The organism is Rhizobium sp. M10 (assembly GCF_002531955.1).
In the GTDB taxonomy this organism is placed as follows: Bacteria; Pseudomonadota; Alphaproteobacteria; order Rhizobiales; family Rhizobiaceae; genus Rhizobium; species Rhizobium etli_C.
In genome coordinates, this window is record NZ_NWTA01000006.1 from 279912 (window position 1) to 305927 (window position 26016).

General features: G+C 61.1%; 25 protein-coding genes. 8 read left to right on the forward strand and 17 right to left on the reverse strand.

From position 1 onward, the window contains the following. Window positions 1-257: 257 nt before the first annotated feature. The gene (locus CO671_RS12790) at window positions 258-1325 is read right to left on the reverse strand and encodes an AraC family transcriptional regulator (RefSeq protein WP_097606223.1); all 1068 of its coding nucleotides are present in this window, start codon (window positions 1323-1325) and stop codon (window positions 258-260) included. An 83-nt stretch (window positions 1326-1408) separates the two neighbouring features. On the opposite strand from CO671_RS12790, the gene CO671_RS12795 reads away from it, so the two are divergent. From CO671_RS12795 to lpdA, 7 genes are all read left to right on the forward strand, one after another. Further along, window positions 1409-2176 (forward strand): 3-hydroxyacyl-CoA dehydrogenase, encoded by a 768-nt coding sequence (locus CO671_RS12795; RefSeq protein WP_097606224.1) that lies wholly within the window; start codon window positions 1409-1411, stop codon window positions 2174-2176. A 20-nt stretch (window positions 2177-2196) separates the two neighbouring features. Next, entirely contained in the window at window positions 2197-3384 is a 1188-nt protein-coding gene (locus CO671_RS12800; protein WP_097606225.1) for an acetyl-CoA C-acyltransferase, read from the forward strand. A 16-nt stretch (window positions 3385-3400) separates the two neighbouring features. After that, window positions 3401-4528: an acyl-CoA dehydrogenase family protein gene (locus CO671_RS12805; protein WP_097606226.1), complete on the forward strand. Its 1128-nt coding sequence runs from the start codon at window positions 3401-3403 to the stop codon at window positions 4526-4528. A 63-nt stretch (window positions 4529-4591) separates the two neighbouring features. Next, window positions 4592-5824, forward strand: a complete 1233-nt coding sequence (locus CO671_RS12810) for a 3-methyl-2-oxobutanoate dehydrogenase (2-methylpropanoyl-transferring) subunit alpha (RefSeq protein ID WP_097606227.1) — start codon at window positions 4592-4594, stop codon at window positions 5822-5824. A gap of 1 nt (window position 5825) precedes the next feature. Then, window positions 5826-6839, forward strand: a complete 1014-nt coding sequence (locus tag CO671_RS12815) for an alpha-ketoacid dehydrogenase subunit beta (RefSeq protein ID WP_097606228.1) — start codon at window positions 5826-5828, stop codon at window positions 6837-6839. Window positions 6840-6842: 3 nt separating this feature from the next. Beyond that, window positions 6843-8084, forward strand: a complete 1242-nt coding sequence (locus CO671_RS12820) for a dihydrolipoamide acetyltransferase family protein (protein ID WP_097606229.1) — start codon at window positions 6843-6845, stop codon at window positions 8082-8084. A gap of 3 nt (window positions 8085-8087) precedes the next feature. Then, entirely contained in the window at window positions 8088-9485 is a 1398-nt protein-coding gene (gene lpdA, locus CO671_RS12825; RefSeq protein ID WP_097606230.1) for a dihydrolipoyl dehydrogenase, read from the forward strand. 47 nt (window positions 9486-9532) lie between these two features. Here the strand turns inward: lpdA and CO671_RS12830 are convergent, their stop codons facing one another. The 3 genes from CO671_RS12830 to CO671_RS12840 form a co-directional block, all read right to left on the reverse strand. Continuing rightward, window positions 9533-10294 (reverse strand): slipin family protein, encoded by a 762-nt coding sequence (locus tag CO671_RS12830; RefSeq protein WP_097606231.1) that lies wholly within the window; start codon window positions 10292-10294, stop codon window positions 9533-9535. A 28-nt stretch (window positions 10295-10322) separates the two neighbouring features. Continuing rightward, entirely contained in the window at window positions 10323-11726 is a 1404-nt protein-coding gene (locus CO671_RS12835) for a nodulation protein NfeD (protein ID WP_097606232.1), read from the reverse strand. Between the two features lie 123 nt (window positions 11727-11849). After that, window positions 11850-12353, reverse strand: coding sequence for a hypothetical protein (locus CO671_RS12840; protein ID WP_097606233.1), 504 nt, complete (start codon window positions 12351-12353; stop codon window positions 11850-11852). 257 nt (window positions 12354-12610) lie between these two features. On the opposite strand from CO671_RS12840, the gene CO671_RS12845 reads away from it, so the two are divergent. Then, window positions 12611-13135: a tetratricopeptide repeat protein gene (locus tag CO671_RS12845; RefSeq protein ID WP_010033834.1), complete on the forward strand. Its 525-nt coding sequence runs from the start codon at window positions 12611-12613 to the stop codon at window positions 13133-13135. A gap of 177 nt (window positions 13136-13312) precedes the next feature. Here the strand turns inward: CO671_RS12845 and CO671_RS12850 are convergent, their stop codons facing one another. From CO671_RS12850 to cpaB, 13 genes are all read right to left on the reverse strand, one after another. Beyond that, window positions 13313-13882, reverse strand: coding sequence for a hypothetical protein (locus CO671_RS12850; protein WP_097606234.1), 570 nt, complete (start codon window positions 13880-13882; stop codon window positions 13313-13315). A gap of 67 nt (window positions 13883-13949) precedes the next feature. Continuing rightward, window positions 13950-15254: an AAA family ATPase gene (locus CO671_RS12855; protein WP_097606235.1), complete on the reverse strand. Its 1305-nt coding sequence runs from the start codon at window positions 15252-15254 to the stop codon at window positions 13950-13952. A 15-nt stretch (window positions 15255-15269) separates the two neighbouring features. Further along, window positions 15270-16214, reverse strand: a complete 945-nt coding sequence (locus CO671_RS12860) for a type II secretion system F family protein (protein WP_097606236.1) — start codon at window positions 16212-16214, stop codon at window positions 15270-15272. Window positions 16215-16221: 7 nt separating this feature from the next. Beyond that, window positions 16222-17175, reverse strand: a complete 954-nt coding sequence (locus tag CO671_RS12865; RefSeq protein ID WP_097606237.1) for a type II secretion system F family protein — start codon at window positions 17173-17175, stop codon at window positions 16222-16224. Beyond that, window positions 17172-18620 (reverse strand): CpaF family protein, encoded by a 1449-nt coding sequence (locus CO671_RS12870; RefSeq protein WP_097606238.1) that lies wholly within the window; start codon window positions 18618-18620, stop codon window positions 17172-17174. Before CO671_RS12870 ends, CO671_RS12865 begins: the two co-directional genes overlap by 4 nt. A 16-nt stretch (window positions 18621-18636) precedes the next feature. Continuing rightward, window positions 18637-19209: a L,D-transpeptidase gene (locus CO671_RS12875; protein WP_097606239.1), complete on the reverse strand. Its 573-nt coding sequence runs from the start codon at window positions 19207-19209 to the stop codon at window positions 18637-18639. Then, entirely contained in the window at window positions 19206-20348 is a 1143-nt protein-coding gene (locus CO671_RS12880) for a pilus assembly protein (protein WP_097606240.1), read from the reverse strand. The genes CO671_RS12875 and CO671_RS12880 overlap by 4 nt, the downstream gene beginning before the upstream one ends. A gap of 27 nt (window positions 20349-20375) precedes the next feature. Further along, entirely contained in the window at window positions 20376-20999 is a 624-nt protein-coding gene (locus CO671_RS12885) for a TadE/TadG family type IV pilus assembly protein (RefSeq protein ID WP_097606241.1), read from the reverse strand. After that, window positions 20993-21472, reverse strand: a complete 480-nt coding sequence (locus CO671_RS12890; protein WP_097606242.1) for a TadE/TadG family type IV pilus assembly protein — start codon at window positions 21470-21472, stop codon at window positions 20993-20995. Before CO671_RS12890 ends, CO671_RS12885 begins: the two co-directional genes overlap by 7 nt. Further along, entirely contained in the window at window positions 21469-23073 is a 1605-nt protein-coding gene (locus tag CO671_RS12895; protein ID WP_097606243.1) for a TadE/TadG family type IV pilus assembly protein, read from the reverse strand. Before CO671_RS12895 ends, CO671_RS12890 begins: the two co-directional genes overlap by 4 nt. Before the next feature lie 93 nt (window positions 23074-23166). Next, complete coding sequence (locus CO671_RS12900; protein ID WP_097606244.1) at window positions 23167-23472, reverse strand: hypothetical protein; 306 nt, start codon at window positions 23470-23472, stop codon at window positions 23167-23169. Beyond that, window positions 23456-24946 carry a type II and III secretion system protein family protein gene (locus tag CO671_RS12905; protein WP_097606245.1) on the reverse strand — a complete coding sequence of 497 codons (1491 nt, stop codon included), beginning with the start codon at window positions 24944-24946 and terminating at the stop codon, window positions 23456-23458. The genes CO671_RS12900 and CO671_RS12905 overlap by 17 nt, the downstream gene beginning before the upstream one ends. Before the next feature lie 55 nt (window positions 24947-25001). Beyond that, the gene (gene cpaB, locus CO671_RS12910; protein ID WP_097606246.1) at window positions 25002-25919 is read right to left on the reverse strand and encodes a Flp pilus assembly protein CpaB; all 918 of its coding nucleotides are present in this window, start codon (window positions 25917-25919) and stop codon (window positions 25002-25004) included. Window positions 25920-26016 lie beyond the last annotated feature (97 nt).

Here is a 26016-nt window from a genome sequence, read left to right on the forward strand (position 1 = left end):
GTTCAAAGTGCTGTTGGTTGAATGGTATTTGGAAGCGCTAATGGAAGGTGGTGCGGCAAGCCCGCCCGTACCTCCCTCATGCCTGTGCTTGTCACAGGCATCCAGCCACCGCGCGTCCGCGCGGTGAATGACTCATTTTTTGAAGGCGTCTCTTGCGCCCAAGGACTTGGGCGCGCTGGATGCCCGTGACGAGTACAGGCATGAGGGAACGTGTTGGACGGCCAGCGCCAGATCGCAGCGCTGATCAAGATTCTATGCTACCGCTCGCGATCTTGTTCACCCGCCTCCTCTCGCCGGAAAGCCTCCGGGCTCTTGCCCATCCATTTCCGGAAGGCCCGGAAAAAGGCGCTGGGCTCTGAATAGCCGAGCTGCACGGCGATCTCGCCGATGGTCTTCGCTGTGTTCAGCAGCAGGTCGACGGCGAGATCACGGCGGATATCGTCCTTGATGGCGGCATAGCTTTGTCCCTCGTCGTGCAGGCGGTGGCGCAGCGTAGACGGCGGCATGCGCATGTCGGCGGCGAGTTCCGCGAAGCTTCGCCAGGTAGAGGGCGTGGCCTGGCTCAAGCGGCGGCGCACGGCGGCGGCGATGCCGGCGTCGTAACGGTAGCGCACCAGAATATTGGCGGGTGCGCCGCGCAGGAATTGTTTGAGCGCCTGCTGGCTGCGGGAGATCGGCAGGTCGAGCATGGCGCTGTCGAAGCCGAGGCGGCTGATTGGTTGGGAGAAACGTACGGGCGCGCCGAAGAAGAGCCGATAGTCGGCTTCCTGCTTGGGTTCGGCGCAGCGGAAATCGACGAGGCGGATCGGAATACGCCGGCCGACCAGCCAGCAGATGATGCCGTGCAGGATGATCCAGTAGGTCCGATAGGCGAAGGCCGAACGCGGGCCGCCGGCATCGCTGAGCTCGACTTCGGCGAGACCATCGCGGATGACGAGCCGCCCTCGGGGATCGTCGAGCACGACATCGAGGAAGCGCAGCGCCCGGCGCAATGCGTGACCGAGCGTCGGCGCATGCAGCACGCAATGGCAGAGCAAGGTGAAGCTGCCGCTGCGCATCGGCCTCGCGCCCATGCCGAAGAATTCGTCGTCGAGTTCGGCAGCGATTGCCAGCCACAGCGCGCCGTAGGTCTCCGCCGAAACCGGCTGGTCGATCGTCGATGCCATGCCGACGCGGGCGAGGATCGGTGCGGTCGGCTTGCCGAGTCGCCGCAGGCTGTCGAGCGCCTCCTCGACGAAACCCGGCGCGATCATGCGTCGCTCGATCTCGGCCATCGGATCCTCGCTATGGCAAAACTGGCCGAAATTATGGAGCAGTTCTGTCATCGCTTGCAATAGCCGGAACGAATAGAATCCTGCCTGCCGACACTATCTGGAGGAGATGGACCGGCGGCGAGGAGAAGAGATCCATGCTGATCCGAGGATCAAGTTTCATCGTCACCGGCGGCGGCTCTGGGCTCGGTGCCGCAACAGCGCGCATGCTCGTCGAAGCAGGAGGGCGCGTGACGATCGCCGATCTCAATGCGGAAGCGGGCGAAGAGATCGCCCGGGAGTTCGGCAGCGAGGTTCGCTTCGTCAAGGCCGATGTGAGCGATGGCGAGGAAGGAGCGGCGGTGGTCGCCGCTGCGGTGGAAGCCTTCGGGGGCTTGCGCGGATTGGTGAATTGCGCCGGTGTTGCGCCGGCTGAAAAGGTGATCGGCCGCGACGGACCGCACCGGCTGGAGAGTTTTGCGCGCACGCTCGGCATCAATCTCGTCGGCACCTTCAACATGATCCGGCTTGCCGCAGCCGCAATCCGGAACATGGAGCCGGATGCGGAAGGCGAACGCGGGGTCATCGTCAACACGGCCTCGGTCGCCGCCTTCGACGGGCAGATCGGTCAGGCGGCCTATGCCGCCTCCAAGGGCGGGGTGGCGGCGCTGACCTTGCCGATCGCCCGCGAACTTGCCCGGCACGGCATCCGGGTCGTGTCGATTGCGCCCGGCATTTTCGAGACGCCGATGATGGCTGATATGCCGGCGGAGGTGCAGGAAGCGCTCGGCAAGAGCGTGCCCTTTCCGCCGCGGCTTGGCCGGCCGGCGGAATTTGCCGGGCTGGTGCGCCATATCTTTGAAAACAACATGCTGAACGGCGAGGTCATCCGCCTCGACGGCGCATTGCGGATGGGCGCGCGTTAAGCATCGCCCGAGGAGGAAAGATGTCATTGCAGGACCCTATCGTCATCATTGGTGCGGCACGCACCCCGATCGGCAGCTTTCAGGGAGAGCTGAAGGATGCGGCGGCGCCCGAGCTTGGCGCAACGGCGATCCGCGCGGCACTTGAGCGCAGCGGCGTCGAGGCCGAGGCGATCGAGGAGGTCGTCTTCGGCTGCGTGCTGCCGGCGGGGCAGGGGCAGGCGCCGGCACGCCAGGCGGCCGTCCATGCCGGCCTGCCGTTTTCGACCGGCGCCAGCACCGTCAACAAGATGTGCGGCTCGGGCATGAAGGCGGTGATGATGGCGCATGACCTGATTGCCGCCGGCAGCGCCTCGGTGGCGGTCGCCGGCGGCATGGAAAGCATGACCAACGCGCCCTATCTCCTTGACAGGGCCCGCGGCGGCTACAGGCTCGGCCATGGGCGTGTCGTGGATCATATGTTCCTCGACGGGCTGGAGGATGCTTATGACAAGGGGCGTTTGATGGGCAGCTTCGCGGAGGATTGCGCCGAGGCCTATCAGTTCACGCGCGAGGCGCAGGACAACTACGCCATCGCCTCCCTGACGCGGGCGCAGAAGGCGATCGCGGAGGGCAGTTTCGAAAGCGAGATCGTGCCGGTGACGGTGAAATCGGGCAAAGCCGAGCAGGTGGCGCGCCGCGACGAACAGCCGGGCAAGGCCAAGCTCGACAAAATTCCGACGCTGAAACCCGCCTTCCGCGAGGGTGGCACGGTGACGGCGGCCAATTCCAGCTCGATCTCCGACGGCGCGGCAGCCCTGGTGCTGATGCGCCGCTCGCAGGCCGAGCGTCGCGGTCTGACGCCGCTCGCCACGATCCTCGGCCACGCCACGCATTCACAGGCGCCCAATCTTTTCGCCACCGCGCCGATCGGCGCCCTGCAGAAGCTCTCCGACCGCACCGGCCTGGCGCTTTCCGACGTCGATCTCTTCGAGATCAACGAGGCTTTCGCCGTCGTCGCCATGGCTGCGATGCGCGATCTCGATCTGCCGCATGAGAAGGTGAACGTGCATGGCGGCGCCTGTGCGCTCGGCCATCCGATCGGCGCGTCGGGTGCCCGGATTCTGGTGACGCTGCTTTCGGCGCTGGAGCGCTACGATCTGAAGCGCGGCATGGCCGCGCTCTGTATCGGCGGCGGCGAGGCGACGGCCGTCGCCATCGAGCGGCACTAGCGGGGAGGGCAGCCACATGATCCTTTCCGACCTTCAGCAGCAGATCGCCGATCTCGCCCGCGACTTTGCCCGCGACCGGCTGGCGCCGGGAGCGGCCAAACGCGACCGGGAGCATCTTTTTCCGCGCGACGAATTGAAGGAGATGGGCGAACTCGGGCTGCTCGGCATGCTGGTGCCGGAGGCCTATGGCGGTTCGGATACCGGCGTGGTCGCCTATGCCGCCGCACTCGAGGAGATCGCCGCCGGCGACGGACCCTGTTCGACGATCATGAGCGTGCACTCCTCCGTCGGCTGCGTGCCGATCCTGAAATTCGGCACCGAGGAGCAGCGCCAGCGCTTCCTGCCGAAACTGGCAAGCGGCGAGTGGATCGGCGGTTTTGCGCTGACCGAGCCGCAGGCGGGTTCCGACGCCTCCAACCTGAAGACCCGGGCGCGGCTTGACGGCGACCACTATGTGATCGATGGCGCCAAGCAGTTCATCACGTCGGGAAAGAACGGCAATGTCATTATCGTCTTTGCCGTCACCGATCCGGATGCCGGCAAGAAGGGCATCACCGCCTTTATCGTGCCGACGGAGACGCCGGGCTACGAGGTGATCCGCGTCGAGGAAAAGCTCGGGCTGCATTCCACCGATACCTGCCAGATCGCCTTCAACGCCATGCGCATTCCCGTCGCTTTGAGGCTCGGTGCGGAAGGCGAAGGCTATCGCATCGCGCTCGCCAATCTCGAGGGCGGGCGGATCGGCATTGCCGCGCAGGCGGTCGGCATGGCACGGGCGGCGTTCGAGGCGGCGCGCGACTATGCCAAAGAGCGAACGGCCTTCGGCAAGCCGATTTTCGAGCACCAGGCCGTCGCCTTCCGCCTGGCCGATATGGCGGTGCGGATCGAGGCGGCGCGCCAGCTGGTCTTGTATGCGGCCGCCTTGAGGGAGGCCGAAATGCCCTGCCTGGCGGAAGCGTCGATGGCGAAGCTCTTTGCCTCGGAAATGGCCGAGCGCGTCTGCTCCGATGCGATCCAGATCCATGGCGGCTACGGCTATATGGCCGATTATCCGGTCGAGCGCATCTATCGCGATGTGCGCATCTGCCAGATCTACGAGGGAACAAGCGACGTGCAGCGCATGGTGATCGCCCGCAATCTATAAGAACCGTACCGGCGCTGTTTCCGGGGAGGGACGCACGGCCGGCAAAGGGAGGAAAGAAAAGACATGGTGGATTCCGCTTGTTTGAGCCTGCACGTCCCCGAACCCGCTGTCCGCCCCGGCGGCCAGCCCGACTTTTCCAACGTCAAGATCGCCAAGGCCGGCTCCGTGCCGCGGCCGGAGGTGGATGTCGCCTCGGAAGAAATCCGCGAGCTTGCCTATTCGATCATCCGCGTCTTGAACCGCGACGGCGAGGCGGTCGGTCCCTGGGCAGGATCGCTCTCCGACGAGGAATTGCTGACCGGGCTGCGCAACATGATGAAGCTGCGCGCCTTCGACGCCCGCATGCTGATGGCGCAGCGCCAGGGCAAGACATCGTTCTACATGCAGCATCTCGGCGAAGAAGCCGTCAGCTGCGCCTTCCGCAAGGCCCTCAACAAGGGAGACATGAATTTCCCGACCTATCGCCAGGCGGGCCTGTTGATCGCTGACGACTATCCGATGGTCGAGATGATGAACCAGATCTATTCGAACGAGAGCGATCCACTGCACGGCCGGCAGCTGCCGATCATGTATTCCTCAAAGGAGCACGGCTTCTTCACCATCTCCGGCAATCTCGCCACCCAATATGTACAGGCCGTCGGCTGGGCGATGGCCTCGGCGATCAAAAACGACAGCCGGATTGCCGCTGCCTGGATTGGCGATGGATCGACGGCGGAATCGGATTTCCATTCGGCGCTCGTTTTCGCCTCCACCTACAAGGCGCCCGTGATCCTCAACATCGTCAACAATCAGTGGGCGATCTCGACCTTCCAGGGCATCGCCCGCGGCGGCTCCGGCACCTTTGCCGCTCGCGGCCTCGGCTTCGGCATTCCGGCGCTGAGGGTCGACGGAAACGATTACCTCGCGGTCCATGCCGTCTCCCGCTGGGCCGCGGAGCGGGCGCGGCGCAATCTCGGCCCGACGCTGATCGAACATGTGACCTACCGTGTCGGCGCCCACTCCACCTCCGACGATCCGAGCGCCTATCGGCCAAAGACGGAATCGGAAGCCTGGCCGCTCGGCGACCCCGTGCTGCGCCTGAAGAAACATCTGATCGTCAAGGGCGCCTGGTCGGAGGAACGGCACGTCCAGGCGGAAGCCGAAATCATGGACGAAGTGATCGAGGCGCAGCGCCAGGCAGAGGCGCACGGCACGCTGCATGCCGGCGGCAGACCTTCGGTGCGCGACATATTCGAAGGTGTCTATGCCGAGATGCCGGCGCATATCCGCCGCCAGCGGCAGAAGGCGGGGTACTGACATGGCCAGAATGACGATGATCGAGGCCGTGCGCAGCGCCATGGACGTCTCGATGGCGAAGGACGACAATGTCGTCGTCTTCGGCGAGGATGTCGGCTATTTCGGCGGCGTTTTCCGCTGCACCCAGGGCCTGCAGGCAAAATACGGCAGGACGCGCTGCTTCGATACGCCGATCAGCGAGTCCGGCATCGTCGGCACGGCGATTGGCATGGCCGCCTACGGGCTGAAGCCCTGCGTCGAAATCCAGTTCGCCGATTACATGTATCCCGCCTATGACCAGCTGACGCAGGAGGCAGCGCGTATCCGCTACCGCTCCAATGGCGATTTTACGTGCCCAATCGTCGTGCGTATGCCGACCGGCGGCGGCATCTTCGGCGGCCAGACGCACAGCCAGAGCCCGGAAGCGCTATTCACCCATGTCTGCGGGCTGAAGGTGATCGTGCCCTCCAATCCCTATGACGCCAAAGGCCTGCTGATCGCGGCGATCGAGGATCCTGATCCCGTCATGTTCCTGGAGCCGAAGCGGCTCTATAACGGTCCCTTCGACGGCCATCACGAGCGGCCGGTCACACCCTGGTCGAAACACGACCTCGGAGAGGTGCCCGACGGCCATTACACTATCCCGATCGGCAAGGCCGAAGTGCGGCGCGCCGGCTCTGCGGTGACCGTGGTTGCCTATGGCACCATGGTGCATGTGGCGCTGGCGGCGGCAGACGATGCCGGCATCGATGCCGAGGTGATCGATCTGAGGAGCCTGCTGCCCCTCGATCTCGATACGATCGTCAAATCGGTCGCCAAAACAGGGCGCTGCGTCGTCGTGCATGAGGCGACCTTGACCTCTGGCTTCGGCGCCGAGGTCGTGTCGCTGGTGCAGGAACATTGCTTCTATCATCTCGAAGCGCCTGTCGTGCGCGTCGCCGGCTGGGATACGCCTTACCCGCATGCGCAGGAATGGGATTATTTCCCCGGTCCCGGCCGCGTCGGGCGGGCGCTTGCCGAAGTCATGGAGGCCTGAGCCATGGGCGAATTCATCATCAAGATGCCGGATGTCGGGGAAGGGGTCGCCGAGGCCGAGCTTGTGGAATGGCACGTGAAGACAGGAGATCCGGTCCGCGAGGACATGGTGATCGCTGCCGTCATGACAGACAAGGCGACGGTGGAAATTCCGTCACCCGTCAATGGCACCGTCATCTGGCTCGCCGGCGAGATCGGAGACCGCATCGCCGTGAAGGCGCCGCTGGTGCGGATCGAGACGGCGGGGGAAACCGACGAGGCGCCGCGCGCACAGATCGAGCAGACGCCGGTCGCCGAAACGCCAAAGGCCGAGATTGCCAAGCCCGTCCCGGCAGCGCCGGCTCCTGTACCTGCGCCGGCTCCCGCGCCGGTCGAAAAGCCGCTTGCCGCGCCTTCCGTGCGGCTCTTCGCCAGAGAGAGCGGTGTCGATCTCAGACAGGTGCAGGGCACCGGGCCTGCCGGTCGCATCCTGCGCGAAGATGTCGAACAGTCCCTGTCGCAGGGAACGACGCCCGCGCCCATGAAGGGCGGTTTTGCCAGGAAGACGGCGACCGAAGAGATCAAGCTGACCGGCCTGCGCCGCCGCATTGCCGAGAAAATGGTGCTGTCCACCTCGCGCATTCCCCACATCACCTATGTGGAGGAAGTCGATATGACCGCGCTCGAGGAACTGCGCGTCACGATGAACGGCGACCGCAGGCCGGATCATCCGAAGCTGACGGTTCTGCCCTTCCTGATGCGGGCGCTGGTCAAGGCGCTTTCCGAGCAGCCCGAGGTCAACGCCACCTTTGACGACGATGCCGGCATCATTACCCGCCACGGCGCCGTGCATATCGGCATTGCTACGCAGACACCGGCCGGGCTCACCGTGCCGGTGGTGCGGCATGCGGAAGCCCGCGGCATCTGGGATTGCGCCGCCGAAATGAACCGGCTGGCGGAGGCGGCGCGCTCGGGGACCGCGACGCGCGACGAACTTTCCGGCTCGACCATCACCATCAGCTCGCTGGGGGCGCTCGGCGGCATCGTCTCGACGCCCGTCATCAATCATCCCGAAGTGGCGATCATCGGCGTCAACAAGATCGCCACGCGCCCCGTCTGGGATGGCACCCAGTTCGTGCCGCGCAAGATGATGAACCTCTCCTCGAGCTTCGATCATCGCATCATCGACGGTTGGGATGCGGCGACCTTCGTGCAACGCATCCGCACACTCCTCGAAACGCCGGCGCTCATTTTCATCGAAGGCTGATCCATGAAGGAAATTGTCTGCAAACTCCTCGTCATCGGCGCCGGCCCGGGCGGTTATGTCTGCGCCATCCGCGCCGGGCAGCTCGGCATTGATACCGTCATCGTCGAGGCCGGCAAGCCGGGCGGCACCTGCCTGACGGTCGGCTGCATTCCTTCCAAGGCTTTGATCCATGCGGCCGAGGAGTTCGACGCCACGCAAAAGATGCTCGCCGGCAAGAACCCGATGGGCATCCGTATCGAAGGCGCCTCGATCGATCTTGGCAGGACGATCGCCTGGAAGGACGGCATCGTCGGCCGGCTCACAGGCGGCGTTTCCGGGCTGTTGCAGAAGGCGCGGGTCAAGATCGTTCATGGCCGGGCTCACTTTCGCGACGGCAAGACGGTGGAGGTGGAGACGGAAACCGGCCAGCAGATCATCCGCGCCGAGACCGTGGTGATCGCCACCGGCTCCGATCCGGTCGAGCTTGCCAACCTGCCATTCGGCGGCCGCGTCATTTCCTCGACGGAGGCGCTGTCGCTGACGGAGTTGCCGAAGAAGCTGGTCGTGGTCGGCGGCGGTTATATCGGGCTGGAGCTCGGAATGGCCTTCGCCAAGATGGGATCGGAAGTGGCGGTGGTCGAGGCGACGCAGCAGGTGCTGCCGCTCTATGATGCCGAACTCGTACGGCCCGTCATGCGCAAGCTCACCGAAAGCGGCATCCGGGTGCTGACAGGCGCGAAGGCGAGGGGCCTTGCCGACAATGGTGAGGCGCTGCTTGTCGAAACCTCCGATGGCCGGAGAGAAAGCCTGTCGGCCGACCGCATCCTCGTGACCGTCGGCCGCCGGCCGCGAACGGCGGGATCCGGTCTCGAGGAACTCGATCTCGATCGCGCCGGTCCCTATCTCAGGATCGATGATCGCTGCCGCACCTCGATGCGCGGCATCTATGCGATCGGCGACGTGACCGGCGAACCGATGCTGGCCCACCGGGCCATGGCGCAAGGGGAGATGGTGGCGGAGATCATCGCCGGCAAGAAGCGCGCCTGGGACAAGCGCTGCATCCCCGCCATCTGCTTCACCGATCCCGAGATCGTCAGCGCCGGTCTCTCGCCGGCGGAGGCGCAGGCGCAAGGCTACAAAATCCGCACCGGCCAGTTTCCGTTCAGCGCCAATGGGCGGGCAATGACGATGGTCTCGGAGGAGGGTTTCGTGCGCGTCGTCGCCCGTGCCGACACCAACCTCGTTCTCGGCCTGCAGGCGGTCGGAGCAGGCGTTTCCGAACTGTCAGCGGCTTTTGCCCTGGCGATCGAAATGGGCGCGCGCCTGGAGGATATTGCGGGCACCATCCACGCCCATCCGACCCGCAGTGAAGCGGTGATGGAGGCAGCGCTAAAAGCTTTGGGGAACGCTTTGCACGTCTGAGCCGAGTTGGCCAAGACAAGGGGGTGGCGGCGTTCCGCTTCGGTCGATCACTTGGGCTTAATGGCCATCAGATTGCCCAACTCCATCGGGAAGGGAAATAAAATCGTCGAAGTCTTCTCGCTGGCGATGACGTTCAAAGTGCTCAAATAACGAAGTTGCATCGCCTCCGGCTGCTTGGCCAGAATTTCGGCCGCTTCCAGCAGCTTCGCTGCAGCCTGCTGTTCGCCCTCGGCATTGATAACTTTTGCGCGGCGTTCGCGTTCGGCTTCCGCTTGGCGAGCAATTGCGCGGATCATCGACTCGTTGATGTCAACATGTTTGATCTCGACAGTGGCTACTTTAATTCCCCAAGCATCGGTCTGAGTGTCAAGGATTTCCTGAATATCCGAGTTGAGCCTGTCACGTTCTGCCAGCATTTCATCGAGGTCGTGCTTGCCGAGCACGGAGCGCAACGTCGTCTGGGCAAGCTGGCTTGTTGCCATCATGAAATCCTCGACCTGTATTGTCGACTTCTCGGGGTCAATAACCCTGAAATAGATCACCGCGCTGACACGAACCGAGACATTGTCATGTGAGATGACGTCCTGGCTGGGGACATCGAGTACGCGCGTGCGCAAGTCGACTCGGATCATCTGCTGGACATAGGGGATGAGCAGAATCAAGCCGGGTCCCTTGACTCCGGTAAAGCGGCCAAGTGTGAACACGACGCCGCGTTCATATTCCCTCAGGATCTTAACCGCGGATGCGAGGATGGCGACCGCAATGACAATGATCACCGAATAGAAGGCAAGATCTGCAAACATATCCATGACTCCTCCTCCTGCTTCCTGAGCGCCGTTAGGTGTCCTTTGGACGGCTGGCGACTTCGAGCGCCAGCCCATTGCGGCCGATCACGCTGACAAGGTCACCAGCAACAAGGGGTTCTGCGGAAACCGCCTTCCAGCGTTCGCCATGCGCAATGACGTACCCCGTGAGCCCCGTCCAACTCTCGACTTTACCTGATATGCCGATCATCTCCTCTGCACCGGTGGCAACCTGGTGCGAGCGCGAGGTGAATGCCAGGCGAGCAACGACAAGGCTAAAGGCAAGAATCGCAAATGCAATTGCGCCCAGTAGGGGGCGCGACACTTCCAGGCCGGGTATATCGGGATCAAACAAAATGGTTGCTCCCAGGATCACGGCTACCCCGCCGCCAATCCCCAAAGCGCCGAAGCTTGGCGAATGCGCCTCAGCCACAGTCAAACCGACGCCGAGGAAAATAAGCCCAAGGGCGGCAAAACTCACCGGCAGCAATGCCAGGGCATAGAGACCAAGGAGGAGGCAGATGCCGCCGATCGTGCCAGGAAGCATTGTCCCGGGTGCAAGAAATTCGAAGATCAGGCCATAGATACCGACCATCATCAGGATGATCGCGATGTTCGGATCGGTAATGACGGAAAGCAGGCGCGTGCGCCAGTCGGGCTCGAATTCCTGCACGGCCAAACCGGCGGTATCGAGCCGGACCTCCGTTTGACCGACCCGCACCACGTGCCCTTGTGCCTTTGCAAGGAGATCGGTGACATCAACTGCAGCGAAATCGACGGCATGTTCGCGCACTGCCGCAGTGGATGAAAGGCTCGCAGCTTCGCGGACAGCACGCTCTGCCCAGTCGGCGTTGCGACCGCGCAATTCCGCAAGCCCGCGAATATAAGCGACTGCGTCGTTAACGGCTTTTGCGTCGCGGGCATCGCCTGGAGCTTCTGCCGGCTTGCCGCCAGCTTCGCCCGGCTTCTTTTCGGGTTCCTCATCACCGCCGAAAGGCTTTACGCCGAGCGCGATTGGTGTCGCCGCACCTAGATTGGTCCCAGGTGCCATGACCGCAATGTGGCTCGCGTAGAGAATATAGGTGCCGGCGCTGGCAGCCCGTGCCCCGCTTGGCGCGACGAAGCTCGCGACAGGCACCGGCGAGGCAAGGATCGCGCGAATGATTTCCCGCATGGAGCTGTCAAGGCCACCTGGTGTGTCCATTTGCAGAATGATCAAGACCGCCCCACGTTCGCCAGCACGCTCAATGCCTCGCTTTACGTAGTCGGCTATCGCGGGCCCAATGGCGCCGTTCACCTTGAGAACGACAGACACACGGTCAGACGCCGATTGTGCGACGAAGCCCCAAGCTGAGAGCAGCAAAAACAACAAAGTGAAGATTGGCGGTTGCCATCGCCAACACCTTAATCCCCGCGTGACAATCTGCGGAACGTACATGATATTTTATATATGTCGGAAATTACAAAGAAAAAGAAAGAGGGCGTCTGATGTTTACGAACAAGCGAAGAACGCCGAGACTCTACCGATGGTTATTGAGCAGGGGCGTTCGACCCTTTCCTATCACGCGGACAGTGTGCTCTTGATGATTCTCACATGGCAGCAGATGCAGGCCAAAAACACCGATATAAAAAGAAAGGTCCCAAGCGGTGAGTAGGATAGCGGCAGGAACGACCAGTCGCCCCGCTGAAATTGAGGCAGCGTAAAATCCGAAAGGCCGGCTTGCGCAACTGCTGCCCGCCCCATGGTCAGACCGGTCGCGATCAGCGCGATATGGGCATGGATGAATCCTGACCGGTGGTGTCGCTGCGGTTGCAAGGCCACTCGAATCCCGAAAATCGATGCAAGCGTCAGCAGGGCCATGGCGCTCCAAATTCCAATGCCGGGTACCGCCAAAAGCAGATGGATCGGCTCGCGCATGACAGGAAGAATAGTCATATGCAGCCACCAGGCGGAGGCGCTTGAGGGGAAGCTTTCCAAGAGCAGCATGCTGAGAACGAAGATCGATGCTGTCGCGTAAGCCAGCGATGGCCCAAGTCGCATCATCGTGAAAATAGCGATCCGCATAGGGCGTACCATCCTTTGACCTGACGAAAAGGGTAGGCGACGTGGATTAATTTTCTACTCTGAGAATCACCGGGCACATGATACCAACTTTGGATAGTTGGCGTGTATCACCTTTGCGCGTTCCGGCGAAGACCGCATCTGTCGTTTTTTTGCGACTATTTGCTCAAATTCTGGAGTTGTTAGCTTTTTTTTACGATGATTTTCGGTGAGCGCATCCGAATCTCAGGTAAAGAATGTCTGATGGGGGATCAAGTTGAATGTTGCAGATCAGAGCTGGAACTAAATGCATTGCGTTTTTGATAGCGACTGGAGCAATTTTGGCTGGTTGCCAGTCATCCGGCGTTGATGGTCTTGCTGCCTATGGCGATAGTGCAAAGACCCTTGAGGATGACTCGGCCGTCGCCTTCTACAAGAACGACGAGTTGATAACCAACGGGAAACTGCAGTTTCAGGAAAAGAACTACGGAAAATCCTACGCCATTTACAAGCGAGCGGTCGACGTCTTTCCGGAGGATCCGGCCGCTTGGCTAGGTTTGGCGGCCTCGGCCGACATGGTTGCCCGCTTCGACACGTCCGACCGCGCCTACCAGCAGCTCTCGCGAATGATCGGCAACACCCCCGTCTACTACAACAATATCGGATATTCTCACCTTTTACGCGGTGACTTGCGCACTGCCAGACGGTATTTCCTGAAAGCCTACGAGCTTGATCCCGGGAACGAAGTCACTGCCCGTAATCTCGAATTGATGAAGAACAGCGTGAATCACCCTCAGCGGGGATAGACCTTCGGCGATTTGGCAATCTGCATCAAGCGAATGCATGTCGCCCGGAAGTGTGCAGCGGTTCCAGGACAACGACATGCATAAAAACAAAGAGCTTTAAGAGCGCCGTTGCCGCATCGCGAGCATCGGCGCGGCGGCGACCACCGATTGCTTTGAAGATTTCGCTGAAGCCGGTGTCTACCGTGCCTTCCGAAGGATGAGCTGTCCTTCCGGCGATAGTGTGCGTTCGTAACGCGGCAGGTTATTGACTGCAATGCCCTCGGCTTGGATGGACGCAAGAGTGCTGTCTGGATTTTGAGTCTCCGCTGGCACAGCGTGGGGTGCGAAAAATTGTGCTGGTTCCTTGCCGGGTGCGCTCAGCACCAAAGCTGACCCCATGCGTGTACCGCCTATGTCGTTGCGCATCCGTTCATTCGTCGAAAGTATCGCCTTTTGCAGGCTTTCCATTTCCTGACGGATAGCGGCGAGTTCGTCGGCCTTGGCGTTGCTCGCGATCTTGTCCGACTGCTTTTCCATTTGTCCTCTCAGGCCATCGATGGACCTTTTCAGGGCGGCGATGGTCTCGCGGCTCTCGCGCACATCCGCTGAGTTTTTGGCCGTATAGATGAGAACGCCAGCATTCACAGGCAAGAGCATGAGCAGCAGACCGACGAGCAGCGGGTTTCTGGAGGATTTCGGCTCAATTGCTCGCGTATTACTTGGTCTCACGCCACCTGCTTCGCCTTCGATGCTCGGGATGCTGGTCATTCGTTTACTCCCCCGTAAATCGTTAATTGGATAGATTCAGGCGCCGTGCTCGGCGTCAAGCCCGCAATCACTCCGACGTGAATACACCTTCCCAGGCCCGTTCGAGCATATCGAGCGAGGCGATTCTCGCTATGCCGTTGAACTCGCAGTAAGAACCGACGAAATCCAAAAGATATTTCGGATGATAGCAAGACGCTAGCACATCGTCTTTGTACTTGCGATCGTAGAACAGGTGCAGGTCCGGATCACAGATAGTCAATCCGGTGCCGCTCGCATAGGATTTGAAAATTCTGATATATTCGTCGCGCGACGGAGTGTTCACAAAGATCTTGTACTTGAGGCGCCGCAAGCCGGCCTCGTCGGAAAGGTCCTTCGGTGCGATATTGGTCGAAAATACGACCAGCTCGTCAAAGGGAACCTTGAACTTCTTGCCGGTGTGCAGCGTCAGGAAGTCATAGCCGCGCTCGAGCGGCACAATCCAGCGATTGATGAGCGCCTGCGGCGCCACCTGTTGGCGCCCGAAGTCGTCGATGATGAAAACGCCGCCGGACGCCTTCAAGTGTATCGGCGCTTCATAGACATTCGGTCCCGCGTTGAAGGTGAGATCGAGCTGATCGAGGGTCAATTCCCCGCCGGTCTTGATCACCGGACGGCGGCATTCGATCCATCGTTGATCGCCTTTGGGACGGGATTCTGTGCCAGCCTCCGATGCGGGGTGATGCACTGCTTCATCATAGAAGCTGATGACATGGCCGCCGACCTCGATGGCATAAGGCACCCAGATGGTTTGGCGAAACAGGTGCGACGTCCGCTCGGCGATGCTCGTCTTTCCGTTGCCGGGTGGCCCGTAAAGCAGGATTGAGCGCCCGGAATTCAGGGCCGGGCCGAGCTTTTCGACAAGGGCGTCCGAGAGCACCAGCCCGTCAAGGCTCTCGGTCAGCCGCTCCGGGGTCACGCGCTCGGAATGGATGGACTGCAAGTCGATTTGTCGGCAGAAGGCGTCCAGCGACACCGGCGCCGGTCCGACATATTGGCATTGACGCGACGCCGCGTGGGCATATTCGAACCCCTTCATCGACAGCGCGTATCGAACATCGGATCTCACATCCTCACCGGCCAAGCCGCGAGCCTCGAGGTATGCGAGTTTCACGAGTTCCTTGATCAGGATATTGACGATCACTTTCGGCAATTTCATCCGGTCGGCCAGATGAGATGCCGTAGTTGTATCCTGCTCGGCCGCACATTTTGACGCCAGCCGAAGCAGGAACGACGGATCCAGTCCCGCTTGTTCGATGCTTGCCGGTGCCACCGGCATACGCGGATCGAGGGAGATGATGGCATCGTTACGATTCTGTTCGAGCGAATACTGCATACGACCTCGCTTGGCTCAACCGCCGGGTTTCATGCCGATGAGAAGACTGACGACACGGATGACAATGGGAACGAGAACGATGATGAGGCTTACCGGAAAAAGGAATGCGCCGAGCGGCAGCAGCATCTTGACCGGCAGAGCGTTCGCCTTTTCCTCCGCGCGAACAATACGCAGGTCGCGCATTTCCTTGCTGTAGACCCGCAGCGTCTGCGTTACGCTGGTCCCGAGCTCTTCCGATTGGCGGAACAGAACGGAAAGGGCCCGGGCCTCGTCAATCCTCAGGCGGGTGGCAAGGTTCGCGAGCGCCTCGCGCAATCGCCGGCCGCCCCGCACTTCCAGCATCATGATCGACAGATGCAGGCCGAAGTCCTGCTGCTTGTCGACGAATTCCCGGGCAACACGGTTCGCCGCCGCCTCGATGCTCATCCCCGCATCGAGGCAGACGATCAGCATATCCATGAAATCGGGAAAGAGGCGGCGGTATTCCCTCTCCTTGGCGGCGCCCCGCCGGTCGATATAGATGTTGACCAGAATGAAGGTCATGCCCGCAGCAAACATGGCAACGATCAGGGTCGCCATCCGCGACATATCAGGCGCGACCCGGTTTAGGGCCCAGACCGCCGCGACGAGCACGCTGATACAGACCGCCGCGCGAACCACCTGGAAGGTGGTCACGGCGCCGGCAGCGAAATACCCCGCCCGAATCAGCCGGTTCTGAGTGGAGTTCGCATTCGTGTCACGTCGCGTAATCTCGAAGTATCGACGGATCAGGCGGTTTTCCGCCTCGCCGAGATCGGCAATCGTCGTATCGCCAAGGTGGAATTCCTCGCCGGCCGCCGCCGAGCTCTTCGACACCCGAACCGAGACCTCGCGCTGTCGAAAAAACAGTTCCGAGGCTGCTGCCGTAAAGATCAGCACTGCTAAGAAGACGATGAGGTAGATTCCATACTCACTCGACATGACCGCCTCAGTACTCAAAGTTGACCATCTTGTAGAGAATGACATTCCCGATCGCCATGATGGCCAGCAAAACGCACACCACGGCGGCTCCGTGGCCGCTGTCCCAGACAGGATCGAAGTAGGTCGGCGACAACGCCTTGATCATCGCGTAGAGCAGAAACGGATAGACCGACATGAAGATCGCCGTGATGCGTCCTTCCGAGGAAATTGCCCTGACCTTTGCCCTGAGCATTGTCCGGTCCCGCAGCGTCTTCGAAAGGTTCTGCAAGATCTCCACCAGATTTCCGCCGGTTCCCGCCTGTACGCTCAGCGATATCGCAAGCAGGTTCAGATCCTCGACGCCGACCCGGTCCGCCAAGTTGACAAGGGCATCGTCCAGCGTCACGCCGTAGGTGAGTTCATCCGAGAGGAGGCCGAACTCGGTGCCGATCGGATCAGGCATCTCGCGTCCCACCAAGGCAATCGCCGCCGGCAGCGGGTGGCCGGCGGCCAAGCTGCGATTGGCGACATCGAGCGCTTCAGGAAGCTTCAGTTCGAATTTTTTCATGCGGCGCGCCCGGGCGCGCCAGACGACGAGTGCAGGGATGAGGAGGCAGATCAGGAGAAAGACGGGTACTCTAAACAGAGTGCTCGGCACGAGAAACTGAACGACCAGCCACGTTAAGAGTGCGCCCGCGATTGTGAAGAGAGCAAATCGCCTGGCATCGAACTTGATTCCCGACTGGGCGTAGAATTGCAGCAGTCGCTGCATCGCGGGGATTTGCCGCCAACTGCCGGCGACGCCGCGCTCCTTGAGCATATCGCTATAGGTCTTACGATGATCATCGCTGACCTCGAGCAAGCTCAGCCGATGGTTCACAGCGCGGTGGCGTTCGGATGTCTTGAAGTAGCCGCGCATGATCGCTTCGACAGCAACAAGGGCAGCAGTGAAAACGGCAGCGTAAAGCAGAGTGAGGATCATTGAACAGGTCCCGTTTGCAGCGGTTTACCGGGATCAAAAATCGCCACGGGGATCTCGATCCCGAGTTCGGCAAATTCCTCGACAAACCGCGGCCGAATGCCGGTGGCGCGGAATTCTCCATGGATCCGCCCGCCTTCATCGGTGCCGATTTTCTTGAATTTCATAATCTCCTGCATCTGCACGACTTCGCCCTCCATGCCGGTGATCTCGGAAATCGAGACAACTTTGCGGCTGCCGTCGCTCAGGCGCTGGACCTGCACGATGACGGTGATGGCGGACGAAATCTGCGAGCGAATGCTCAACTGCGACATCGGCATCCCGGCCATGCCGACCATCTGCTCAAGCCGACCGACAGCGTCGCGGGGCGTGTTGGCGTGAATCGTCGTCATCGACCCCTCGTGACCGGTATTCATCGCCTGCAGCATGTCGAACGCCTCGTCGCCGCGGACTTCGCCGACGATGATGCGGTCGGGACGCATGCGCAGGGCGTTTTTCAAAAGCTCGCGCTGGCGGATCTCGTTGCGTCCGTCGAGCGTTGGCGGTCGGGTTTCCAAACGTCCGACATGTGGCTGCTGCAGTTGAAGCTCGGCCGCATCCTCGATGGTGATCAGCCGCTCCTTTGGAGAAATCTGCGACGAGAGAGCGTTGAGCAAGGTGGTCTTGCCGGAACCGGTGCCGCCGGAAATCACCATGGACACCTTGCCCTTGACCGCGGCGCTGAGAAGGATGCGCATCGCATCGGCCATGGCGCCATATTGCACGAGGCGTTCCATTGTCAGCGGCTTGCGGGTGAATTTTCGAATGGAAACGAGCGGTCCATCGACCGAGATCGGCCTGATGGCGACGTTGACACGTGAGCCATCCTTGAGGCGGGCGTCAACCATCGGCGTTGACTCGTCGACGCGGCGGCCAACCGCCGAGACGATCTTGTTGATCACCCGAAGCAGATGGTCCTCGTCTTTGAACCGCACCGCGGTGCCCTCGAGCTTGCCGCTCCGCTCGACATAGACGCTGTTGTAGCCGTTGATGAGAATATCGGCGATGCTGTCGTCGGCCAGCAGCGGCTCGATCGGTCCGAGCCCCAGCATCTCGTCGGTGATATCGCGGATCAGATCATTGATTTCCTTGGCATTCAGCGGAAAGTTGTTGCTCCGGATATAGTCCTTGACCAATGGCCTGATTTCGGTGGCGATCTCCTCGTTGTCGAGCGTGTCGAGGATCCCGAGGTTGATGCGATCGAGCAGGTAGCGGTGCAGATTGACCCGCTCGGACACCATGTCCGCCCCGAGCGAAGCCTCTTCGCCACTCGCCGTGGCGCTGCCAGGGGCCGGTTGGACAGGCATGTTCTGAACAGCGCCGACTGGAGACGGGTCGGCCGCCTCCAGATGTTCCCGGCTTTCAGGTTCCTGCTGCTTGTAGAAACGCCCCATGATGCCGTTCGCCATGCTTCCCACCCCTGAACTATTTTACAATGACCGTGGAACCGACTTTCACCCTCTCGTAGAGATCGATGACGTCGGCATTGCTCATGCGAAAACAGCCCGATGACGCAAAACCGCCGACCGTCGACTGCTCGTTCGTTCCATGAATGCGGTAGAGCGTGTCGGCCCTGTCCTTGTAGAGATAGATCCCGCGAGCGCCCAATGGATTGAGCGGCCCGGCAGGCACCAGGTCCGGAAGTCCAGCTGAGCGCGCCTTCATCTCGGCAGGCGGGCGCCAGTCAGGCCACTCAGCCTTGCGTCCAACCTTGACGGTACCGCTCCAGCGAAATCCGTCTCGTCCGACGCCGATTTTGTAGCGGATCGCGTGTCCTTCGGAGATGACGAGATCCAGCGTACGATTGCCGCTGACGATGACGATTGTCCCCGGCGCATAGTTCTTTTCGATCGTCACCGCGGCGCTAGTCGTCGGCCCGAGGCTGCGTGGCACAAGCCCGCCTGCCGCGGCATCGCCGACAGCGGCCAGAATTGCCAAAACCACTAGGCCCACATCGGCAGCGCGGGACCTTATGCGCCCACTGTCGATCGCCTTCATCGCACCAGGGCTCCGAGTTTGCCGACCGCACCGCAGAAGCGCGCCCGGGAATTCACTTGAAATGGCAGCACGCCACGGTTGGCCGCCTCGCTCAACGTATCCCAGTCATCCGCAATGACATGCGTCGGGATATCCTTGAATATCTTCTCCGTTTGTTGCCGGCGCACGCCGAGCCCGAAAAGCTTGGCGCGGTATTTGTTGATGACGATGAATATCTGCTCCGAACTGCCGCGCAGCCGTACCAGAGTGGCAAACAAATCCTTGGCCTGAGAAAGCGCGGGGACCGTCATCTCGGTGACGATGCAGATGCTGTTGACCGAAGTGAGCACGTCGTATTTCCACGGCGTGTCATAATAGGGAATGTCGATGACCGTGTGGTCGCTCTCGAAGGCGGCCACGTCGAGCATGCGCAGCACGAGTTCACCGCCCTTCGGCGTCAGAAGGACTGATGGCTGCTTGAAGGACAGCAGTGAAAAGCCTCCCGGATGACGCTTTCTGACCAGATCGATGAATTCCAGATCGACCCGGGAAGGATTGGCGATGACCGGTTTTAAGTCGTAGTCGTTGACAAGGTTGAGATAGTAGCCAAGCATCCCGGCGCAGAAATCCGCGTCGAACAAGTCCACCCGCGGCGTGGAATTCTTGGTCGGCTGGGCCAGCACATGCGCGAGCGATGCGGCGATCATGCTGGCGCCGGCGCCGCCGACGGCCGAGACCACGGCGTGCACTCGGCTGTCGCTCGCCCCCGTGCCTGGCGCATGGGTGGAAATCATGTCGATCAGTGCGCGCCGCTCGAGCGGCTTCTTCAGCCAGTCATTGCCGTTCAGGCGGAAGAGCAGCCGCAGCATGTCGTCCGGCAGATTTTCGGAAACGACGACAAGCGGGATGTCCCGATAGCTGGTGCGAAATGCGAAGACTTCCGGATGGTGCAGCAATTCGCCCTTGTCGAGGTCGAGAACGATCAGGTCGAACTGCGTCGGATCGAACCTGCCTTTTTCTCCGAGCGCCTTCAACGAGAGATGGCGGACATCGTAACGCGAAAGCGATCCGAAGGTATCGAGCATGAAGCTCGCTGCCGCCGCGTCGTCCGAGAGGACCAGAATCTTGGTGGATGCGGCAATGTTCATGTGAGCTGTCATTTTCGCTTTCCTACGCGTAACAAGGGGTCAGCAGGTTGAACAGGTCTTCAGGTCTTCCGTCGTGATCGTCACCGGATGAGCCGGGACGGTGATATCGTTCAGTCCCAACAGGCCGCCGAGGATCGGCAGATCGAAGGTGATGTCGCGCACCTCCAGCCGCATCGTCAGCACGGGTCCGTCCGGCCGTCCCCAATAGCCGAGCCCAGATCGCTGATAGGTGACCATCAGGTTCTGCGGCTGGATGCGCCAGTTGAGATCGCAAATGCCGGGGTACGGATCAGTTCCTGCTTGGCAAAGGCCGTCGCTTCCCCGAACGATCCGGTTCAATGCCGCCGTGCAGTTCGCAAGGGCCGGTCCGCAGGTCGAGGATATTGTTGCATCGTTCGGCGCCGCTTTGCCGTTGTTGAGTGGATCGGCAGCTTCGATCGGGAAAACGGCATCGAAATTCGTCGTCAGCGGATCGGATACCGCGGCCAAACGGGCACCATATTGCAGTGCCTTGACCGTCTGGTTCCACTGCGACATGGCATAGCCGAACTCGATGAAGGCGGCGAATACCAGCATGACGATCGGAAAGGTCAGCAGGGCTTCGACGAGGCTGGCACCACTGCTATCCTGCCAGAATGACTTGATTGCCCTAGAGATCACCATCCGATGTATCTCTCTTCATGGAAGGAACTGATCGTGATGGCATCGATTCCGAGAAAGCCGAACACCGGCGAACTCTTGTAGAGGTGAGCAGTCGAAAGGGTAATGTTGCCGTCCGCGTCGGGTGCAGTGATGGTGATGTCGGCAGGGTCCTTCCAGTCGGGAACGCGGGGTGCAGCGTCTGCCGCGGGTGTTTGCGTTCCGTAAAAGGCGATCGTCTTCGCAGTCGTCTGATTACATGTCGGCACATAGGTTCCCGACGCCGGTCGGCATCGCGAGAGGTAACGCCCGGCATCGCGCAAGCCTGCGTCGATCTGCATGCGCTGCCAGAAGATGCTGCCAAACTCCAGTATCCCCGCCGCAAAGAGCGTCACAAAGGGGATTGCGAGCAGCGCTTCGGCAAGCACTGCGCCTTCCTCCCGGCGCCAGAAGCCGAGGCAAAGCCGATGCCGGATAAAATTGCGGAGCGCCATCATCTGACCAGCTCCGCTTCTTCCCGCAGGAATTCGTCCAGCGTACCGCGGCCACCCTTGCCGGTGATGTCGATCATCTCCAGGGAAAGGTATCGTTCGCTGGCGGCCTTTATCGCCGGCTTGGTCAGGAACATGCGCGCGAAGGCCACGGCGCGCGTGGCCTTGTGACCGTTCAGGTGGCCGACCGAGGCTTCATAGCCGCAATTGACAATGGCCGAGAAGATCTCGCGGCGATCACCAAATTCGGCCGCCGTATAGTTCGAAAGATCCGGGCCGCTATAGCACTGGCCGCCCGTTGCCGGTGTTCCGGTCTCTCCATTGGCCGAGGCATGGCTGATGAAAGACGGGGTTGCAAGCTCGTAACGATAAACATCGTAAGCGGAGGGTTGGCTCGGTGTTCCGGTCGCCTGCGGGGGATAACTGGAGTAGTTGCTGAGAACCGTGCTCACCGAGGGCACAGCCGTTCCCTGCGCGACATTCCAATAGGTGTTGTACTGCCAATTGTTGCCGCTGCTGATCTTGCCGCCACCAAGCGAGGTCATGGACGCTCCGTAGCCTAGCGGCAGAGCCTTGGTCGCATCGCCGACAACATCTCCGACCATGACAGGATCGTAGCCATCGCAGCTGTTTTTTCCCTTGCCGCTGATCGATTGAGCCGAACGTATGTTTTGGGCAGGCCGGTAACGATAATCTCCGTTCACCTTGTTGAACGATGAGGAGTAAAAGCCGAAGCGGGTATTCACGCCATCCTCAACAGGCCCCGCCTTTGCGCCGGTCTCCGTATCGAGGCTGTCCTGTGTGTAGCAGGTACCGGGATTGCCGGTGGCAAGAGCCTCCGCCAGCACGGACGCGCCATTGCCCAAGGGGGTCCGGAGGAACCCGAAATTGCCGGGACCTGGATTGGACGCCGCGGTGCTGTGAAGCTCGATCTGTCGCCCATAGAGATTGCCGGCTGCAAAATTGGTGTGCAAGGCCGTCGCTGCATCCTCGCTGGCGCTTTCACTCGTGTTCCCCACTGGCTCGAACGGATTGCAGATAAAGATCGGCGTCACATCGCAGGCGCTGGCGTGGTAGACCGCCACGGCGTCGGCAGCGACGTTGATCGTATTGCGGGTGAAGCCGACCGGGATCGGAAAGATCGTCTGCATCGCCTGCGGCTTGGCGATGACCCAGGCATAGGAAGCTTCGCTGGCCACGGTCGTTTCCATCGAAGAGGGGATGGGCGTGTCGTCGTTGGCCGGGATGTCCTTCAGAAAAAGCACTGTGACCGTGCTCCCGGCATCGTTTCCGGCGTCATAGGTCACTGATATATGCGAGCCGAGCGACATGCCGGTCCCACCCCCGGAGAAAGCCGCGCTATTGGAGATTTTCTCGATCGCCGTCTGCGCCCGGGTAATGGCATCGTCACGCCCATCAAGTTCACGGGCTCCGGCCAGCGCCATCGCATCGACGGCGTTCTGGAGATCGGTATGCAGGTTGCTGCTGCGGCCGACATCGATGATCAGCAGCGAAAAGCCGAGAAGCATTGGCATGGCGATGAGCGTCAAGGCGATGACATAGCCACGATGATCGTTCCAGAACCGTCTGACAATCCTGCTCAGCATTGGCATACCCCCATCACGGCGCTATTGCCGTGACGACCCCATTTTGTGCATTTTCCCTTCCGGCGCGCTGCCGCCGTTCATGCCTTTCGCCAGCTACTGGCTGGCGGTCGCCCCGTTGGACGCCCCATTAGCCCCCGTGGCCGGCGACGGCTGAACAACGCCAAGCCCGCCGTTCTGATACTGAGTGACCACCCTGCGGATCAGCTTGCCGTCGCTTGCGATTCGGGTTCGCTGGGCTTCCGGCGGGAAGGGGTCCTCGATATGGATGGCCTTGTTTGCTTCCACGGCATTGCCGGCCCCGAAGGTGATCGTGTCGCGATTGTTCATGTAGTCGGCGCAGCCCGAAGCGAGGCCGACGGCTGCAAGGACGAGAAGGACCCGCTTAGCGTTTTCTAACAACGACTTTGCCTCCCTGGTTCAGGTCGAGACGATGACCATAAGGCCCAGTCACACCTACACCATTGCGAAAGCGTCGGAGCATGTCCTTGTCGACTTCCATGACGCCGAGCGCGAAAAGCTCGACGTCGTTGGATGAACGCGTCTGATCGAGCGGACTGTAGAGATCCTCACCCGGTCGGGCCGGTCGCACGATGTGCGGGGTGACGACGATAACGAGGTCGGATTCCCTCTTCTGGAAACTCGTCGAACGGAACAGTGCGCCGAGGACCGGTATCTGCCCGAGGCCCGGCATTTGCTGGATGTCCTTGGCATTGATCGACTGCAGCAGGCCGGCCATAGCAAAGCTCTGGCCGTCGCGAAGCGCGACCGTGGTGCTGGCAGCGCGCGAAATGAAACCCGGATTGCCGTTGACGTTGATCGACGGATCAAGCTCGGAAACTTCAGGCTCGATCTCCAGATTGATGACGCCGTCGTCAAGCACGACCGGCTTGAAGGTCAGCCGCACACCGAAGGGGCGATAGTCCGTCTCGGTGGCCACCGTCGAGCCGTTATTCGTCGTCTTCAGGATCGGCACTTCACCACCGGCATGGAAGCTGGCGGTCGAGCCGCTCATGGCGATCAGGTTCGGCTGCGCCAGGCGGCGCACCAATCCCTTCTGCTCGAGCGCGTTGATGACCACGTCGATGTGGCCGCCCGAGATTTCCAGCACTTTGGCGATCAACTGGCCGAAGGGCAGCATACCTGTTGCCGCACCTTTGGGGTCAAGGAGGGTACGGGATAGGCCACCGTTGTCGTTCACGGTAATACCCTGGCTGGTCGTTGCCTTGCCGATGCGGTTGTTGTTGCCGTACCCGGACCACCCGATCCCGAGGTCACGACCCGTCTGGCGCGAGGCTTCGATGATACGAACCTCCAACATCACCTGCTGGCTGTCACTGACGCGCAACTGGTTCAGCACCGGCTGCTCGGAATAGGACTGGGCGATTTCCAGCACCCGCTGCAATTCGATCCCGTCCCGGACCACGCCTACCAGGCGAATGCGATCGTTGGAGTTGACCACCCTGACCCGGGCCGAGGGCGCGGCAGAGCGAATGGCGGAGGCGACTTCGCTGAAATCGCTGGCGACGCGGATGTCGATGACGCCGAGAAGCGACTTGTCGTCGCCATAGACCGAGATATTGGTGGCGCCGGTCTTCTTGCCGCGAATGAACAGCGACCGGTCGGAAAGCGGCACCACGTCGATCATGTCGGCGCTGCCGATGACGAGATCGCCGAAGGGCTGGCCGGTATTGAGCGTCAGCGTCTCGTTCGGAGGCAATGTCACATGCTGGACCGATTTGCCGAGCGTGACGGACTTTTCCTGTGCGGTGGCGAAGCCGGCAAATCCGGGCCCTAAACACACACAGGCCGAAAACATTGCCGCTAGTGCCGCAAGGCTTTTCGTCCTTGCGATTCTTCTCTTGCCGTTCGCCATGCCTGCTTTAGCCCCCTCATTCGGCTAGCCGCACTTGCGGCATGCCGCCTAAATATCACTGGACCAGGCCGACTCGGTGCTCCTCGCGCTTCGTCGTGTTCCAGACACCCACTGTCGCCCACTTCGGCTCGACCGGCAACACCGGCTCGACCTTTTGTTCCACAATCTGCACTTGTTTTTCCGGTTCTGGCAACTTATTCTTTTCCAAATCCTTGCCGAGCTCCGTCGCCATTGCCCCGCCACCGAGGTCGGCGACGGTGATCGGCCGGGTTTGCTCGACAGAGGAGGAGGCGATATTGCGAAGCGCCAGCGAGAGCGTGCCGATGCTGGAGCCGAGCGTGAGGCGCTGGGCCTCGTCGGTCGTGACCTCGAAGGTCACGGTTTTGACGACGGATGGCTCGTCCTTACGCTCGTCTGCCGTCTGGTCCACCGCCAGCACCTTGACGCCTTGCAAAAGCACATCGACGAAGGTCTGATCGTTGCCTGCCGGCCCGCGCACGACCCGCGTCAGAAGCACGTCGACGCGATCGGAGGGCCTGACGAAGCCGGCCACGCCGAGCACGTCGTTGACGCGGATGGAGACCGCCTTCATGCCCTGGTCGAGCGCCGCCGACAGCGTGGCGCGTTCGCCGGTACCGGTGATTTTCGAGGACAACACCGGCTCGCCTGGGTCGATCGCCGCCATGGCATAACGCGGCTGGGCTTCGTTGCCGACAACCGCCTCGATGCTGACGAAGGAGCCTGCGGGTGTTTCGTTGGAGGGCCACGGAATGGCCCTGAGATTTTCGGATCGGATCCGGTCGCCGAAGCGCATTGGCTTGGCGGCGACGACGAGTGTCCGTTCCTCGGCCTTCATACCGTTCATCGCCAGCAGTCGGGCCTTCTGATCGGACAGATACTCGCGCATACCGAAAACTGCTGCTGCCGCGAACACAAACGCAATGACGAGGCTTAAAATCGTTGAAGAACGCATCACGGTTACTCACTACACTGAACGGAATACATCCATTCATTGATGCTAATTTAGAAGAGAGGGGTTAACAAAAACCCCTCGCTTCTTCGAGCGCCAA

Coding starts and splice junctions, on each gene's coding strand:
- CO671_RS12790 (WP_097606223.1), bottom strand. CDS start 1,325: ATGACAGAACTGCTCCATAATTTCGGCCAGTTTTGCCATAGCGAGGAT.
- CO671_RS12795 (WP_097606224.1), top strand. CDS start 1,409: ATGCTGATCCGAGGATCAAGTTTCATCGTCACCGGCGGCGGCTCTGGG.
- CO671_RS12800 (WP_097606225.1), top strand. CDS start 2,197: ATGTCATTGCAGGACCCTATCGTCATCATTGGTGCGGCACGCACCCCG.
- CO671_RS12805 (WP_097606226.1), top strand. CDS start 3,401: ATGATCCTTTCCGACCTTCAGCAGCAGATCGCCGATCTCGCCCGCGAC.
- CO671_RS12810 (WP_097606227.1), top strand. CDS start 4,592: ATGGTGGATTCCGCTTGTTTGAGCCTGCACGTCCCCGAACCCGCTGTC.
- CO671_RS12815 (WP_097606228.1), top strand. CDS start 5,826: ATGGCCAGAATGACGATGATCGAGGCCGTGCGCAGCGCCATGGACGTC.
- CO671_RS12820 (WP_097606229.1), top strand. CDS start 6,843: ATGGGCGAATTCATCATCAAGATGCCGGATGTCGGGGAAGGGGTCGCC.
- lpdA (WP_097606230.1), top strand. CDS start 8,088: ATGAAGGAAATTGTCTGCAAACTCCTCGTCATCGGCGCCGGCCCGGGC.
- CO671_RS12830 (WP_097606231.1), bottom strand. CDS start 10,294: ATGGATATGTTTGCAGATCTTGCCTTCTATTCGGTGATCATTGTCATT.
- CO671_RS12835 (WP_097606232.1), bottom strand. CDS start 11,726: ATGTACGTTCCGCAGATTGTCACGCGGGGATTAAGGTGTTGGCGATGG.
- CO671_RS12840 (WP_097606233.1), bottom strand. CDS start 12,353: ATGCGGATCGCTATTTTCACGATGATGCGACTTGGGCCATCGCTGGCT.
- CO671_RS12845 (WP_010033834.1), top strand. CDS start 12,611: ATGTTGCAGATCAGAGCTGGAACTAAATGCATTGCGTTTTTGATAGCG.
- CO671_RS12850 (WP_097606234.1), bottom strand. CDS start 13,882: ATGACCAGCATCCCGAGCATCGAAGGCGAAGCAGGTGGCGTGAGACCA.
- CO671_RS12855 (WP_097606235.1), bottom strand. CDS start 15,254: ATGCAGTATTCGCTCGAACAGAATCGTAACGATGCCATCATCTCCCTC.
- CO671_RS12860 (WP_097606236.1), bottom strand. CDS start 16,214: ATGTCGAGTGAGTATGGAATCTACCTCATCGTCTTCTTAGCAGTGCTG.
- CO671_RS12865 (WP_097606237.1), bottom strand. CDS start 17,175: ATGATCCTCACTCTGCTTTACGCTGCCGTTTTCACTGCTGCCCTTGTT.
- CO671_RS12870 (WP_097606238.1), bottom strand. CDS start 18,620: ATGGCGAACGGCATCATGGGGCGTTTCTACAAGCAGCAGGAACCTGAA.
- CO671_RS12875 (WP_097606239.1), bottom strand. CDS start 19,209: ATGAAGGCGATCGACAGTGGGCGCATAAGGTCCCGCGCTGCCGATGTG.
- CO671_RS12880 (WP_097606240.1), bottom strand. CDS start 20,348: ATGACAGCTCACATGAACATTGCCGCATCCACCAAGATTCTGGTCCTC.
- CO671_RS12885 (WP_097606241.1), bottom strand. CDS start 20,999: ATGGTGATCTCTAGGGCAATCAAGTCATTCTGGCAGGATAGCAGTGGT.
- CO671_RS12890 (WP_097606242.1), bottom strand. CDS start 21,472: ATGATGGCGCTCCGCAATTTTATCCGGCATCGGCTTTGCCTCGGCTTC.
- CO671_RS12895 (WP_097606243.1), bottom strand. CDS start 23,073: ATGCTGAGCAGGATTGTCAGACGGTTCTGGAACGATCATCGTGGCTAT.
- CO671_RS12905 (WP_097606245.1), bottom strand. CDS start 24,946: ATGGCGAACGGCAAGAGAAGAATCGCAAGGACGAAAAGCCTTGCGGCA.
- cpaB (WP_097606246.1), bottom strand. CDS start 25,919: ATGCGTTCTTCAACGATTTTAAGCCTCGTCATTGCGTTTGTGTTCGCG.